A 15,541-nucleotide genomic window follows, 5' to 3' on the forward strand; every position below is an offset into this window, starting at 1 on the left:
TACTGCTCGGCAATTCAGGCTCCCTGCCGTCGCCAACTGGTACCGGCAGGGCCATCTTCCAGAATAATCCCTGCAGCAGCCAATTCCGCACGAATGGCATCTGCACCCGCGAAATCTTTTTTCTGGCGGGCGGCAAGGCGGGCCACTATGCGCTCTTCAATCCAGGCATTATCGCTTTCATTGGAACCCCGGAAATAGCTTTCCGGGTTTTCCTGCAATATTCCCAGCATGGCTGCCAACTCGCGCAGGAGGGTGGCCAAGGGTGCGGCAACTTCGCTTTGCTCATCTCGCAAGCGATTGATTTCCCGGGCAAGATCAAAAAGGGTGGCGAGCGCCGCCGGAGTATGGAAGTCATCACTCATGGCGTTATGAAAGCGCTCCCACCATTCACTGCCCAATTCGGGCACAATTTGGCGCGCTGGCATGCCGCGCAGCGCCGTGTACAGGCGCGTCAATCCGGCACGGGCCTGCTCCAATCCTTCTTCACTGTAATGCAAGGGACTGCGATATTGGCTGGAAAGAATAAAAAAGCGCAGCACTTCGCCTGAAAAAAGAGGCAGAAGCTCGCGCACCGTTAAAAAATTATTCAAGGACTTGGACATTTTTTCGTCATTGATGCGCACAAAGCCGTTATGCATCCAGTAGTGGGCGAAGGCGCACCCTGCCCCCTGGGATTGGGCAATTTCATTTTCATGGTGCGGAAACTGCAAATCGGCGCCGCCACCATGAATGTCAAAAGTGCAGCCCAAGGCATCTGCAGACATGGCCGAACACTCTATATGCCAGCCGGGCCGACCTTCACCCCAGGGTGAAGACCAGGAGGGTTCATCGGGCTTGGCCGCTTTCCAGAGGGCAAAATCCAGGGGATCGCGTTTATCTTCGCCCAACTCCACGCGCGCGCCCGAATTGAGTTCATCTATGGATTTACCCGAAAGCTTGCCATAGTCAGGGAAACTGCGCACGGCGTAATACACATCGCCGTTGGCAGCTGCATAGGCATGTCCCCGTTCAATCAACTCGGCAATCATGTTTTGCATGGCACCCACATGCTCCGTAGCACGCGGCTCCAGGTCCGGCTTCTGGCAGAGCAAGGCGGCTTCATCGGCATGCATGGCCTCAATGAAACGCGCGGTCAGCGCCTGAATAGACTCGCCCTGCTCCAGCGCACGACGGATAATCTTGTCGTCAATATCGGTAATATTACGCACATAGGTCACTTTCATGCCCCGTGCCCGCAAATAACGCACTACCGTATCAAAAGTGACCATGACCCGGGCGTGACCCAGATGACAGTAGTCATAGACTGTCATGCCACAAACATAAATACCCACCTGCCCCGGCGTTGCCGGTTCCAGAATGGTCTTGTCACGCTGCAGGGTGTCGTAAAGAGTGATGGACGGCAGGGATGGCGACATTAATTTCTCGCTTCAGATAATACGCTGGCGGCAGTAAGCAGGCGCTGTTGCGCGCGCACCATACCGATTAAAGGCAGGAGGGCTGCCAGTTCAGGACCATGACTGCGTCCGGTCAAGGCTGCCCGCAGGGGCATAAACAAAGATTTTCCTTTTAATCCGCATTCCTGCTGCAGGGTTTTCGTCCAGATCTTGTAATCTCCAGCCGACTGCTGGAGGTGCATCGCGGCCAAAGGCCAGAATTCTGCAGGCGTTTCCGCAAGGGCGACAAGGGCCGTGTCTTCTTTTTCCAAGGCAGCGAATGCCTCATCGGCGAAACAACGTATTAGCCAATCCACGGCGTCTTCGGGAAACAGCACGTTGGCGCGCACTGCGGCGACAAACTGTATTTGCAGATTTTCATCTTCACTAACAGCCTTCAAAATTTTTTCCCATAATCCATTTTCAATATCAGATAGGTTGGCGGCAAGCAGACGCTTCCATTGCTGTGCATCGTTCAACGCATGCTGCAGATCCCACCACTCCCAGAGCTGTGTGTCACTCAACGCCTGTAGTGCCAGACGCTGCCAATGTTGAAGCTGAACGTCATCAAAATGCCCCGGCGCACGACTTATTTTTTCCACCGAAAAGCCCGCAGCCAGCGTCTGATCATCCAGCAAGTCATTTTCCGCATAATGGTGACCGAGACGGGCCAGATAATTGCGCGCAGCCTCCGGTCGATAACCCTGAATTTGCAAATCACGCAAACTGGCCGCGCCGTGACGTTTGGACAAAGGCTGACCATCACTACCCAGCAGAAGGGGCAGATGGGCATATTCGGGAACGGGCAAATCCAACGCCTGCAAAATCAGAATCTGACGCGGGGTATTGCTGAGATGATCCTCTCCGCGCAACACCAGATTCACCCCCATCAGGGCGTCATCCAGCGCATTGGCGAAGAAAAAGGCCGGACTGCCATCACTGCGGCGAATGACAAAATCACCCAGATCAGCCAGGGCATAGCTGCGCTCACCCCAGACCCGGTCGGGTACGGTCAACATTCCCGAGTCGGGTACCCGATAGCGCAACACCGGCTGAATACCCCTGGCTTCTAGATCGCGGCGCTGCTCCACACTCAGATGCCGGCACCGTCCGCCATAGCGCGGTGCCTTGCCGGAAGCCCGTTGCACCGCCCGTTCTGCGGCCAGATCCTCGGCACTGCAATAGCAGGGGTAGGCCTGCCCCGCTAACAGTAGAGTTTCGTAGTATTGATGATAAATATCCAGGCGTTCCATCTGCCGGTAAGGACCCACCGGGCCGCCTATGTCGGGGCCTTCATCCCAGTTCAGACCCAGCCAGCGCAGGTCTTCCAGCAGGGCTTTTTCATACATTTGCGGTGAGCGGGACTGGTCCGTATCTTCCAGCCGCAGAACAAAACGGCCCGCAACAGCCCGTGCTGCCAACCAGGCAAACAAGGCGGTGCGGGCGTTTCCCAGATGAAGATAGCCGGTGGGGCTAGGGGCGAAGCGACTCTTTAGATTCATGGTGGTATAGTATTGCGCCATAAGCCGTCTCGCAATGACAAAACGGCAACAGGATACTTGGTAAAAGGCAGTCTCCTCTCTCTTTTGCCAAGCATTCAGGAAATGGAAGAAATAGCATGGCTCAAACTGGCAGCCCCCGTGCGCGTGGCAAGGCACCCAAACGTCCTCGTTATGGACGCTGGATTTTGTTGATCATCGCGCTGATCATCATCAATATTTTCATTGGGATCAGCATTTATGTGTATCGCATCTGGGAAACCCTGCCGCCCGTTCATGAGCTGAAAGAATGGCATCCCGATGAACCTCTGCGGATTTATGCTGCGGACGGGTCGTTGCTCCAGGAAGTCGGTCCGCAAATGCGCTATGCCCTGCCGATTGACCAGATTCCGGTCAAATTGCAGGAATCTTTCATATCTGCAGAGAACGCCCGTTTTTACAGTAATAATCCACTGTACTATCCGGTCAGCTATCCGGGCATCATACGTGCGGCGCTGGTCGACCTGATCCATATGTCTCCTGTACAGGGGGCCAGCACCATCCCCGAGCAGGTTGCCCGTAATTTTTATCTTACACCACAAAAAACCATCACCCGTAAAATTGCGGAAATTTTACTGGCTTACAAACTGGCGGACCACTTCAGTCACAAACAGATTCTGGAACTGTATCTCAATAAAATTTATCTGGGTCAGGGGGCCTACGGCGTTCAGGCTGCCGCCCGCACGTATTACGGCAAGAGTGTCGAACAACTGACATTGGGGGAAATGGCCACCATTGCCGGACTCCCGCCAGCACCCTCGGTACTGAATCCAGTCATGAATCCGGATCTTGCAAAAAAACGCCGCGCTTATGTTCTGAAACGTCTGGTCAATCGCGGTTATATTACCAGGGCTGAAGCCGCTAAGGCCAATGCTGAACCTGTTCTATCCCGTTTCCATGCCCAGGCTTCGGATAGTGCTCCTTACGTCACCGACTGGATCGCAAGCTGGCTGACCCAGCAATTTGGCAGTGATTTCACCTATCGCTCAGGACTCAAGGTCTACACCAGCATCATTCCCAAAGATCAGATTGCCGCCAACGAAGCCGTAGCCGTAGGACTGGAAAACTACGATATGGGACTTTCCAGCATGGACCCGAAAATCTATCGTGGGCCTGTTGCCCGTTTGAGTGGCGATGCCCTGCAAACGGCCCTTACCGGAAAGCGTCCCGATGCCCTCCCGCCTCATGACCCGGCCAACCTGAGATGGGGGGTAGTCATCACTGCCAATAGCAAAACGGCTACGGTTTCACTGGAGGGCAAGAAAAACATCAACATGACCCTGCGTGATGTACGCTGGGCCCGTCTGCGTTTCAACAGTCCCCTGCCCAGTCAGGTCGATAGTGTTTTACATAGTGGCGACCTGATCTGGCTGCGTCCCTACGTTCATGCGATGACCGCTGGTGCCGGGCAGGAATGGGGTGCCAATGTCTGGTCTTCCGCTGGAAAGGATCCGGGATGGCAGCTTACCCAGATTCCAAAGGTACAGGGCGCGCTGGTCAGTCTTGATAGTCGCAACGGCGCTATTCACGCGATGGTGGGCGGGTTCAGCTACGAACTCAGCCACTTCAATCGTGCGGTATTTGCCTATCGGCAACCCGGCTCAGGCTTCAAACCTTTTGTCTATGCAGCAGCCATGGATGCACCGGCACTGCTAGCATCCGGTCAAAGCACTTACATGACGCCCCAGACCCCCATACCGGATACCCCTCTGTCCATCACCCTGCCCGATGGGCAGGTTTATGCGCCGACCAACTACAGCAAGCAGTTCTCGAACACGCCCATACCGGTATGGTCCAATCTGGCGTACTCCCACAACGTGCCCAGTGTCCGCATTTTGATGGATATTGGCATACCTTACGCCGCCCAGTATGTGCAGCGCTTTGGATTTCCTGCCAAGCAGGTTCCAGAGGTACCTTCCATGGTTCTGGGTGCCGGAGATTACAGCCCGCTGCAAATGGCCAGAGCCTATTCGGTATTTTCCAGCGGTGGTTTTCTACCCCACCCTTATCTTATTACCAAAATCGTCAATGGTCGGGGAACCCAGATTTCCTTGCTGAACTGCCCCATGGGTTATGCTCCCCCACCCCAACAGACAGCCATACCGCCAGGCGTCGCCTATTTGATGACGCAAATGATGCAGCAGGTCATTAAAATTGGTACGGGTGTGGCAGCGCAAAGCCTCGGACGTAATGATATTGCCGGCAAAACCGGTACCACCAACAATGAAAACAACGCCTGGTTCAATGGGTTCAGTCCACGCATGACCACCAGCGTCTGGGTGGGTTATGACGACAACCATACCATGGGACGCTGGGCAGCCGGGGCACGTGAAGCATTGCCGATCTGGATTCACTTCATGCGTACCGCTATGGCGGGATATCCGGCGACGGGCTTTTTCCGTCCTCCTTCGGTCACCGGGCCCACTATCAGTGGCGGCAGCAACGTCATTGGTGTCAGTGATTATCTGGCGGGTTACCCCCCCATTGCGCCCACTTCTTCCACGGCTTCAACCAGTAGCGGTGCAGGAACGGATACGGGGAGTAAATTGATGGATACTATCAAGAACCTTTTCTGAGGAACGCCGCTTGCAGCAGACGATAATTTATCTGCTGGTTAGCGGTTTGGTTTATCTACTCTATGGGGCTACAGGATGACCATTACGATTGTCTGGTTGCGCCGGGATCTTCGTCTCGCTGATCATCCGGCCTTGTGGGAAGCCTCCCAGGAGGGGGTAGTCATACCGCTGTATATTCTTGATGCGGATGAGCAGGCTGGCGCTGCCGAGCTCTGGTGGCGGCATCATAGTCTGCAACAATTACAGGAATCTCTTGCCCGGTATGGTTTGCCTTTAATACTCAGACGCGGGAAGCCTCTGCAGATTTTGCAGGAAATTATTGCTGAAACTTCGGCGCGAGCGGTTTTCTGGAATCGCCGCTATGATCCTGCTGGAATAGCTCAGGATACCGCCATCAAGGCCGAGTTGCGCAGCCAGGGTATTGCTGTGCGCTCTTTTACGGGTGATTGCCTGGTTGAACCCTGGCTGCATCATCATGACGAGAAACCTTATAAGGTTTTTACACCTTTCTGGAAAAGCCTCCTGGCTCGCTTCAGCATTGCGCCAGCATTACCAGAACCCGATTTTTCGGCTTTACCGCATCAACTGACCCAAGACCTGGTAACTGAAACTCTGGCAGAGTGGCATCTGCTTCCACAAAAGCCCAATTGGGCTAAACGCTTTTCGGAATTCTGGGCCCCCGGTGAAACCGGCGCCAAAAACAGACTTCAGCAATTTTTGGATGAATCACTGGTGAACTACAGTGAGGGGCGGAATTTTCCTGCCCAAAATTCCGTATCCCGACTTTCTCCGCACCTGAGTCATGGTGAAATCAGTCCTCGTCAGATATGGCAGGAAACGCGTTTTCACTTGCGGCAACATCCTGAGCTTACGGATGAAGGGGAGCATTTTTTGCGGGAACTGGGCTGGCGCGAGTTTTCCTGGCATTTACTGTTTCATTTTCCGCAGTTGCCGGATACCCCACTGCGTCCGGAATTTGCCGATTTTCCCTGGCAAAAAGATGCGCTTTTGCTGGAACGTTGGCAGTCTGGACAAACGGGTTATCCGATTGTCGATGCAGGTATGCGCGAACTTTGGCAGAGTGGCTGGATGCATAATCGGGTCCGGATGATTTGCGCAAGCTTTCTTATCAAGGACCTTCTGGTTTCCTGGCAAGAGGGAGAAGCCTGGTTTTGGGATACCCTGGTAGATGCGGATCTGGCTAATAACAGCGCCTCCTGGCAATGGGTTGCCGGTTCGGGTGCAGATGCAGCTCCCTACTTCCGGATTTTCAACCCGGTATTACAGGGAGAAAAATTTGATCCCGAAGGAAAATATCTGCGCCGTTGGATTCCGGAATTATCCGCTCTGCCCGATCGCTTTATTCACCAGCCCTGGGCGGCAGATCAGGACCTTCTTAAAAAGGCAGGGGTGGTTCTGGGAGGCAATTATCCTAAACGGCTGATTGATCATCATGAAGCCAGACAGCAGGCCCTGGATATTTTCGAGAAACTGAAGAAAAATAATCTGGCAAAATCTGATAATTTATAATCCAATAAAAATATAAAACCGTATTAATATAATTAACCGGAAAACCATCCAAAAAGTTTTTAGTTGAACTTTTGAGATTATCTACTACTCTCAATAAGGAGACATTCATTCAATTTGGATGTTGATTATTGCAATTTCACGACGAAAAAACGGAGGGAACACCTATGAAGCCTCATGTTGTCGTTCTTGGTGGTAATTTTGCCGGTCTCGCTTCAGCACAAAAAGTGCGTGAACTGTGTGGAGAGTCGGTGCGTATCACCGTTATTGATCGTAAGAATTTCTTGTTATTTGTGCCTAATGTGCCCGCCGAAGTATTTGAGGGACGCGATCCCAGTAAAACCCTGGCGATGGATATCCCGAGCACTTTGGATGAAGATGATATTGGTTTTATTCAGGCCGAAATCAAAGCCATTGATCCGGATGCCAAGCGTGTGGATTTTGTACCGAACGAGCGTCCCGGTGCTGCGCCCGAAAGCATGTCTTATGACTATCTGGTTGTCGCCGTAGGTAATCGTCTGGCCTATGATAAAATCGAAGGTTTTGCCGAACACGGCCATACGGTCAGCGATTTTTACTACGGTAACAAATTGCGTCACTTCCTGGCCCATGAATACAAAGGTGGCCCGGTAGCCATTGGTTCTGCCCGTTTCCATCAAGGCGATGGGACCAAAGACATCAAGTTATATGGTGGTCATGCTTTTCCCACTGCCGAAGCCGCCTGTGAAGGTCCGCCCGTCGAAACCATGTTGTCCATGGCTACCTGGTTAGGTCAGCATGGCAAGGGTGGTCCTGATAAAGTCACGGTGTTTACCCCAGCTTCCCTGATTGCTGAAGATGCTGGTGAAAAAGTAGTGGGCAAGCTTCTCGAAATCGCCGGGGGCATGGGTTTTAATTATGTTAATGAAGCCAAAGATATTACCCGGATAACCAAGGACGGTATTGAACTGGCCAGTGGTAAAAATATTGAAGCCGAATTGAAACTGGTTTTCCCGGACTGGGTTCCCCATGATTTCATGAAGGGACTGCCCATCAGTGATAATGAAGGCTTTGTGGTAACCGATGTGACCATGCGTAATCCCAAGTATCCCAATGTGTTTGCAGCGGGTGACGCGGCTGCCATTACGGTGCCGAAGCTGGGCGGAATTGGTCACGCCCAAAGCGAAATTGTCGCCAAGCAAATCGCCAAGGATCTGGGGAAAATGGCTCCGGCGGAAGCCGACAAGCCTCTGGAACCCGTAGTCTATTGTATTGGTGACATGGGGAATAATCAGGCCTTTTATATTCGTTCCAACAGCTGGTTTGGTGGTCCTGATCAGGTTCTGAAAATGGGCCATATGCCCTTCTTGCTGAAAATGCAGTACAAAAATCTCTTCTTCAAGACGAAAGGTAAAATGCCGGAATGGGGGCTTGATGCTTCTAAATTACTGGCCGAAAAACTCTTCGCAGCCTGAAAAACGAGGGCCGCGAGGCCCTCTTTTACTATTGGCATGATACAAATCAAGGGAGATGCATTATGGCAGCACAAGAATCTTTCACCCCTCAACTCACACCAGAACAATGGGCAGGTCTTGCCCGCTTGGGCGACCTTGCCCATGGTAGCGAAAGCTTTATGGGTAGCCCGGCAGGAAACCTGCCCATGGACCTGGCCCTCAAAGCCGGCACATGGAATGAACGCTATGATCTGGAAGGTAGCATTGAAGAGTTGCTTGATACGCTTAAAGTCCTGCGTGAAAGCGGTCTTTTGTCGCTCATTCGTGAAAATGCCGCTTTTGTGACTGAAAGCATAGCATTAATGAAGCCTTTCATCCCCGGTCTGCTGAGTAAACTCCATGAAATGCCTTTGGCGGAATGGTTATCTGCCCTGCAGATGTTTGGCGAAATCATCCCGAAAATAAATGCCGTTATGGACTTTCTTCAGGGGCCCGCAGGTAGTGCTGTGGTGGCCAAAATTAAGGAACTGGGTGATATCTGGCAGGAAACCTCAGCTGATACCACCATTGTCGAGGCCTTGCGCCTGCTGAAACAGATGCAGGACGATGGCAACCTGCAGCGCGTTGCAGACCTCAGTCGTCAGATCGGTCTTTTTGCTGAAACTATTGATCTGGAAAGCTTACTGGGGCAACTCGTGCAGAAAAGCCAAGGCAATCCGCTGGTCAATTCCGCCGCGAGCCTGATGCAAAGCGAAAAATTAATGGCTGCCGCCCTTGCGGATGCTGCCGAACATGAGGCCACCGGCAAAGCCGGAGGACTATCCGGTCTGTATCACATGCTCAAAGATCCCGATGTGCAACGGGGTATGCGCGTGGTCGCTGTATTGCCCGTTTATCTCGAAAAAGCGGGTGTTCTGCCCAAGCACAAAGATTAATCTTTTTATTGTTTCAGGGGGTGGTACCGGAGGAACAACGCATTTTGATCATTGAACCTAAAAACGGCAATTGCCGTGGGTGCTTTTTGCTATCAGGAGAGAACTCGCCCTGCGGGCTCAGACAGATCTCCTGACGGGTGCAGGATTTCGCCAAGAACAACAACGGCTCAAAACAAAAGTCGCTGCAAAGCACCCACGGCAACTGCCGTTTTTAGGTAAACACCAGCCGGTACTAGAAATCTGCAGACATTCATCCATCCAGGAGTGATTAAATGGAATCAGTCAGTAAGGCACCGGCAGCACAATGGCGTCATCCGGTATGGTCTACCGCCCGGAAGTCCTGTGTAGGGACAGCACTGGGCAGCAGCAAGCTGTGGTTCACCACCGGCAGCGGCATCATTACCGAAGTGTTTTATCCGCGCATTGATATTCCGCAGGTGCGTGATCTCGGATTTATCATTGCCGATGATCAAGGCTTTTGGCAGGAACTGAAAACCCTGCCAGAGCCGGCTCTGGAACTGGATGATCCGCAGGTACCGCTACCGATCATCCGCCATCATCACGCGCGTTTTGACTTTACCATCAAGGTCTGTGCTGATCCTGACCGCGATGTGCTGCTCATCGATTTTCAGCTGGAAGGAGATTCCAGTCTCCGCCCCTATCTGTTGTGTTCAGCGCGACTCGGGGAAGATGCCGAAAACAATCGGGCCTGGGTCGGTAACTGGGAAGGTCGCAAGGTACTGTGGGCAGAACAGGGTCCGTTCGGACTGGCTCTCGCCTGCCGGAATGCCGCCGGTTACGCGGCGCTGGAACGCTGCAGCGTTGGGGAAGTCGGCGCCAGCGACTTGTGGCAGGATTTTCATGAGCATGGACGCATGCTCTGGGAATATGGGGAAGCCGGACCCGGTGAAGTGGCCCTGGCCGGACAAATGCCTCGTCAGGGTACTCTGGCTTTAGGACTGGGCTCCAGCAAAGAAGCCGCCGCGACCAATGCCTGGAGCGCGCTGGCGAATGGTTTCCAGGCCACGTCATCCAGTTATACGGATTTGTGGCAGGCCTGGCACAAAAAGCATCACCGCCCCCGCAATTTCGCCAGCAAACTTCCCAATACGGCCAAAACTCTTTATGCCCGTTCCAAAAATATTCTGAAGGTCCATGAAGACCGGACTTTTCCCGGCGCGCTGGTCGCCAGCCTTTCGGTGCCTTGGGGTGAAGCCAGTACCAGTCGCGGCGGCTATCATCTGGTCTGGTCCCGGGACCTGGTCGAAAGCGCCGGAGCCCTGGTCGCCATGGGGGCTACCCAGGAAGCCCGACAGGTGCTGACTTACCTCATCAGCACCCAGCAGGCTGATGGCCATTGGTTGCAAAACCAGTGGCTCGGTGGCAAACCATTTTGGCAAGGTGTTCAACTGGATGAAACCGGGTTCCCCGTTTTACTGGCCGCGCTGCTCCGCCAGCATAACGCCCTGGAAGACATTGCCGTAGCCGATATGGTCCAGCGTGCCCTGCACTTTATTGCCCACGAAGGCCCGGTAACCGGACAGGATCGCTGGGAAGAAGATGGCGGCGTCAATACTTTTACGCTGGCAGTCGCCGTTGCAGCGCTGGTAGAGGGTGCCGAATTACTGGGCGGTAAAACCGCCGAATGTGCACTGATGTTGGCGGACTACTGGAATGCACGGCTGGAAGACTGGACTTTTGTGAAGGATACGGATCTGGCCAGACAGTATCAGGTACCCGGTTATTTTGTGCGGATTACGCCGGAAGATGTGCTGGTTCAGGATGGCGCCAAAGATGAGTGGGTGTTGATCAAAAATCGGGCGCATGATCCGCATCTTCCCGCCAGCGAGCAGGTAGCCAATGATTTTCTGCAACTGGTGCGTTATGGACTGCGCAGCGCAGCAGATCCTCACATTGTTGCCTCCGTCAGGGTGATGGATGCCCTGCTCAAAACCGACACCCCCAGTGGTCCGGTATGGCATCGTTATAATGGCGATGGCTACGGAGAACACCAGGATGGCAGCCCTTTTGATGGCACCGGAATTGGTCGTGGCTGGCCATTGCTGGTTGGAGAGCGCGGCCATTACGCGCTGGCCGCTGGAGAAAGCGCCCTGCCCTACATTGAAGCCATGGCCGCCATGACCGGGAAAGGTGGCCTACTCCCCGAACAAATCTGGGAAGCCGACCCGATTCCGGAAAAAGGCCTGGAACCGGGCCACCCCAGTGGTTCCGCCATGCCACTGGTCTGGGCCCACGGTGAATATATCAAACTGTGTCACAGCTTCATAAAAGGGGAGCCCGTAGACCGGCCTGCAGCCACCTGGAAACGCTATCAAGGGAAAAAACCGGATATTGACTACCGCCTTTGGCGCTTGCGGCAAAGGCCCCGGCAATTACCGGCAGGTCAGGAGTTACGTGTGCTGCTTCGCGCTCCTTTTACGGTTCATTGGGGTATTAACGGCTGGCAGGATGTGCAAGATCTCCACTCGGAAGACTGGGAACTGGGCCATGTAGCCATTTTACCCCTGAAACCGTTAAGCGAGGGAGAAAGTGTTCAGTTCACTATTCGTTGGCAGGAAAACGGAGACTGGATCGGAGAAAATTTTCATCTGGATATTACAGGAGCCTTGGCATGATTCATCTTGATTTGCAGGGACGGCGGGCATTAGTCACGGGTGCCAGTGGTGGATTAGGACGGGCTATTGCGGAAACTCTGGCGGCAGCGGGCGCAGAAGTGGCGGTCCATTATCGCAAGGGTAAGGATGAGGCCGATGCCGTGGTCGATAGCATCAGCAAGGCAGGCGGCAAAGCGCAATCATTCCAGGCCGACATATCTGATCCGGCTGCAGTGGAAAAACTGGTGCAGCAAATTGAGCAGGCTTTCGGCGGTCTGGATATTCTGGTCAACAATGCTGGCATGGATGGGCCGCGTGCCCTGGTGGGAGATGATGACCCACAAATCTGGGAGAAAGTACTGAGCGTTGATCTGCTCGGCCCTTATTATTGTGCCCGGGCAGCCATCCCGCGCATGGAAAAACTCCATGGCGGGGTCATCATCAATATTACTTCGGTGCACGAATTCATTCCCTGGGAAGGCTATAGTGCCTACACCAGCGCCAAGGCGGGATTATCCATGTTCACCAAAACCCTGGCCCAGGAAACCGCAGACAAAGGCATTCGCGTGGTGGCCCTTGCCCCGGGTGCCATTCAAACACCCATCAACGAATCGGTGTGGAGCGATCCTCAGTCGTTGAAAGATCTCGACAAAAAAATCTCCATGGGTCGCCTCGGCAAGCCCCGGGAAATTGGTAATGTCGTGGCTTTTCTGGCGAGTGATCTCGCCAGTTACATCACCGGCACCACCCTTGCTGTAGATGGGGGCATGTTGATTTATCCGGATTTCCGCCACGGAGGATGACACTATGGATGCCGATGTCATTATTATCGGCAGCGGTGCGGGTGGCGGAACACTGGCCCGTGCCCTGGCGGACTCTGGTTTACAAATTCTGATTCTTGAACGCGGCGATTATTTACCCCGTGAATGGGGAAACTGGGATCCCCAGACAGTTTTCGGCGAACACCGCTATCATACCGATGAACAGTGGCGTGATCAGGACGGCAAAGCCTTCTCACCGGTCACCGGCTATCATGTCGGTGGCAACACCAAGTTTTACGGGGCAGCCGTTTTACGTCGCCGCGCCAAGGATTTTGCGCTTCGCCAGCATCAGGGTGGCGATACCCGAGCCTGGCCCATCACGTATAATGATCTGGCACCCTTTTATGATGAGGCCGAATCCTGGTATTTCACGCACGGCGAGGCCGGTGCCGATCCTACTGAAGCCCCCCGCAAAGCTTATCCCTACCCCCCGTTTCCCCATGATGAAGATATCGCTTTGGTGGATAAGGCTCTGCGCGAGATGGGCTATCACCCCTTTCCCCTACCCCTGGCACTCCACCGTTTGGCCGATGAACCTGAACAAAGCCCCTGCGTGCGCTGCCCGACTTGTGATGGCTTTCCCTGTATGCTCCATGCCAAGGGTGATGCGGAAGTGTGCGGTGTCCGCCCCGCATTGCAACACAGTAATGTCCGGATGCTGACCGGCCATCGGGTGCGCCGTCTGATCCATGGTAAAAATGGCAAAACGGTGGAATCTGTCGAGACTGATCAGGGAAGCTTTAAGGCCCGGCTGGTGGTTTTGGCTGCAGGAGCGGTCAATAGTGCGGCTCTCCTGCTGGCTTCTGCGTCGGAAAAATATCCTTCCGGACTGGCTAACCATAGTGATCAGGTTGGGCGCAATTATATGTGCCATCTCAATAGCGCCTGCATGGCTATTAAACCGGGTCGGGAAAATCGCAGCATTTTTCAAAAAACCCTGGCTTTGAACGATTTTTATGAAGACTCCGGAGACCCGGACTATCCTTATCCACTGGGGCATATTCAGGGGCTGGGAAAGGTCACACCGGCCCTGCTCCATGCGCAGCGGCCGCTCATGCCGATTCCCATCAGCGCCTGGACGGCCAGTCATTCCGTAGACTGGTGGCTGACCACCGAAGACCTGCCTGATCCCGACAACCGGGTGACTCTGGATACCGATGGCAACATCTGTCTGGCCTGGAACCCCAAAAACCGCGAAAGTCATCGCCGCCTCTGCCAGAAATGGCGGGAGATTCTGCATAAGGCCGGGTTCATGGGCGTATTTTTTCAGGCCATGGATATTTCTGCCACCGCCCATCAGGTCGGAACCTGCCGCTTTGGCGAAGATCCTGCCGACAATGTTCTTGATCCTCATTGCAAGGCCCATGATCTGGACAATTTGTATGTGGTGGATGCCAGCTTTATGCCCTCGATTAGTGCGGTCAATCCCTCGCTGACCATCATGGCCAATGCCTTGCGCGTCAGCGCGCATATTATTCAGCATGCCAAAGGCGCCCTGTGAAACGCGGTCTCAGTGCCGTTTATATTGCCGGTTTTTTGCAGGGAGCTGCTTTTGTGCTGATTCCAGCACTGGGTACCACCCTGCGCAGCGCACCTTACGATATGAGTAATGCTACTTACGGCATGTTGTATTTTCCGGAAATCATCGGCGCCATATTGGCGGCTTTGAGTGCGGGAGCCATTCATAAACGCCTGGGCAGCAAGGGGCTGTTTCGTATGGGAGCTCTTATCAATGTCGTTGCCATGGCTTTACTCGTAGCGGCTTTTTTCAGTTCCGGGCTGTTCGTTGTCCTGTTGCTGCTGGCTGAAACACTGATGCTCGGTATCGGGTTCGGCTTGACTAATGCCGCCATCAATCGGGCTGCGTCGCTCCTCTTTGCGGGCGCTGCGGCGGCGGCCGTCACCATTCTGAATGCCGTCATTGGCGGAGCAACTGCCGTATCGCCCATGATTCTGACTGGCGCACAAAGCTGGTTGAGCTGGGTGGCCTGGCCTGCCCTCATTCTTTTGCTTTGGTTCGTTCTACTCTTATTTCCACTCGCGGAGGATACAGATACGCACGAACTGGGCGGCTTACGTGCCTGGAGACGCTCCATGATGCCCTTCGCTTTTGCAGTAGTGATTTATGCGATCTGTGAAGGCAGCTTTGGCAGCTGGGCCAATGTTTTGGTCAGTGTCGACCGCCATCTTCCCGCCGCGACCGGCGCCCTGGCCCTGTCACTGTTCTGGGGAGGCATGACCGTTGCCCGGTTCATTTTGGGCAGTATTCCCGACCGCTTTCTTTCCCGACGCTGGGTTTATCGCCTGGCGCCTATCGGTATGGCAGCCTGCTTTATCATCATCCCCCATCTGCTCAGTGCAACGGCGCTGTTACTGGCATTTGCCCTGGCCGGTGCGGCTTGCGGTATATACTACCCCTACAGCATGGCTTTCGGAGTAGCCGCACACGGCAAGGAAGGCACGCAAATGGCTGGACTATTGGTTGGAGCGCTGATGATTGGCGAAGGCATCGGCTCTACCGGACTGGGACCACTGCAACATTTCATTTCACTGAATCAGATTTATACTTTTTCCGCTCTATGGGCGATCCCCCTGCTCTGGCTGGCCTGGCGCAATAGCCGGCAGCAATAAGCAGGGCGTCTACCGATATTGCGAAAACCTCT

10 protein-coding genes are annotated in these 15,541 nt (G+C 54.0%); 8 read left to right on the plus strand and 2 right to left on the minus strand.

The genetic code is table 11. The annotated features are described in order from the left end of the window. Window positions 1–14 precede the first annotated feature (14 nt). Together cysS and gltX are read right to left on the minus strand one after the other, a co-directional pair. Complete coding sequence (cysS, locus tag BLW97_RS08185; RefSeq protein WP_075322901.1) at window positions 15–1,415, minus strand: cysteine--tRNA ligase; 1,401 nt, start codon at window positions 1,413–1,415, stop codon at window positions 15–17. After that, entirely contained in the window at window positions 1,415–2,956 is a 1,542-nt protein-coding gene (gene gltX, locus BLW97_RS08190) for a glutamate--tRNA ligase (RefSeq protein ID WP_075322902.1), read from the minus strand. The genes cysS and gltX overlap by 1 nt, the downstream gene beginning before the upstream one ends. A 95-nt stretch (window positions 2,957–3,051) precedes the next feature. On the opposite strand from gltX, the gene BLW97_RS08195 reads away from it, so the two are divergent. The 8 genes from BLW97_RS08195 (at window position 3,052) to BLW97_RS08230 (ending at window position 15,509) form a co-directional block, all read left to right on the plus strand. Beyond that, the gene (locus BLW97_RS08195) at window positions 3,052–5,547 is read left to right on the plus strand and encodes a penicillin-binding protein 1A (protein WP_075322903.1); all 2,496 of its coding nucleotides are present in this window, start codon (window positions 3,052–3,054) and stop codon (window positions 5,545–5,547) included. 75 nt (window positions 5,548–5,622) lie between these two features. Then, window positions 5,623–7,077, plus strand: coding sequence for a cryptochrome/photolyase family protein (locus BLW97_RS08200; protein ID WP_075322904.1), 1,455 nt, complete (start codon window positions 5,623–5,625; stop codon window positions 7,075–7,077). Window positions 7,078–7,241: 164 nt separating this feature from the next. Continuing rightward, window positions 7,242–8,528 (plus strand): NAD(P)/FAD-dependent oxidoreductase, encoded by a 1,287-nt coding sequence (locus BLW97_RS08205; RefSeq protein WP_010638587.1) that lies wholly within the window; start codon window positions 7,242–7,244, stop codon window positions 8,526–8,528. Between the two features lie 62 nt (window positions 8,529–8,590). Continuing rightward, window positions 8,591–9,442 carry a DUF1641 domain-containing protein gene (locus tag BLW97_RS08210; protein WP_075322905.1) on the plus strand — a complete coding sequence of 284 codons (852 nt, stop codon included), beginning with the start codon at window positions 8,591–8,593 and terminating at the stop codon, window positions 9,440–9,442. 272 nt (window positions 9,443–9,714) lie between these two features. Beyond that, window positions 9,715–12,078: a glycoside hydrolase family 15 protein gene (locus tag BLW97_RS08215; protein ID WP_075322906.1), complete on the plus strand. Its 2,364-nt coding sequence runs from the start codon at window positions 9,715–9,717 to the stop codon at window positions 12,076–12,078. Continuing rightward, a complete protein-coding gene (locus tag BLW97_RS08220; protein ID WP_075322907.1) occupies window positions 12,075–12,860 on the plus strand; it encodes a glucose 1-dehydrogenase in 786 nt (261 codons plus the stop codon). The genes BLW97_RS08215 and BLW97_RS08220 overlap by 4 nt, the downstream gene beginning before the upstream one ends. Before the next feature lie 4 nt (window positions 12,861–12,864). Next, window positions 12,865–14,379: a GMC oxidoreductase gene (locus tag BLW97_RS08225; protein ID WP_075322908.1), complete on the plus strand. Its 1,515-nt coding sequence runs from the start codon at window positions 12,865–12,867 to the stop codon at window positions 14,377–14,379. Then, window positions 14,376–15,509, plus strand: a complete 1,134-nt coding sequence (locus tag BLW97_RS08230) for an MFS transporter (protein WP_075322909.1) — start codon at window positions 14,376–14,378, stop codon at window positions 15,507–15,509. Before BLW97_RS08225 ends, BLW97_RS08230 begins: the two co-directional genes overlap by 4 nt. Window positions 15,510–15,541: the final 32 nt, after the last annotated feature.

This window comes from Acidithiobacillus albertensis, assembly GCF_001931655.1.
GTDB lineage: Bacteria > Pseudomonadota > Gammaproteobacteria > Acidithiobacillales > Acidithiobacillaceae > Acidithiobacillus > Acidithiobacillus thiooxidans.

Excerpts from the sequence above, each read along its gene's own strand:
- BLW97_RS08195 (WP_075322903.1), top strand. The coding sequence starts at position 3,052 with ATGGCTCAAACTGGCAGCCCCCGTGCGCGTGGCAAGGCACCCAAACGT.
- BLW97_RS08210 (WP_075322905.1), top strand. The coding sequence starts at position 8,591 with ATGGCAGCACAAGAATCTTTCACCCCTCAACTCACACCAGAACAATGG.
- BLW97_RS08225 (WP_075322908.1), top strand. The coding sequence starts at position 12,865 with ATGGATGCCGATGTCATTATTATCGGCAGCGGTGCGGGTGGCGGAACA.
- gltX (WP_075322902.1), bottom strand. The coding sequence starts at position 2,956 with ATGGCGCAATACTATACCACCATGAATCTAAAGAGTCGCTTCGCCCCT.
- cysS (WP_075322901.1), bottom strand. The coding sequence starts at position 1,415 with ATGTCGCCATCCCTGCCGTCCATCACTCTTTACGACACCCTGCAGCGT.
- BLW97_RS08200 (WP_075322904.1), top strand. The coding sequence starts at position 5,623 with ATGACCATTACGATTGTCTGGTTGCGCCGGGATCTTCGTCTCGCTGAT.
- BLW97_RS08215 (WP_075322906.1), top strand. The coding sequence starts at position 9,715 with ATGGAATCAGTCAGTAAGGCACCGGCAGCACAATGGCGTCATCCGGTA.
- BLW97_RS08220 (WP_075322907.1), top strand. The coding sequence starts at position 12,075 with ATGATTCATCTTGATTTGCAGGGACGGCGGGCATTAGTCACGGGTGCC.
- BLW97_RS08205 (WP_010638587.1), top strand. The coding sequence starts at position 7,242 with ATGAAGCCTCATGTTGTCGTTCTTGGTGGTAATTTTGCCGGTCTCGCT.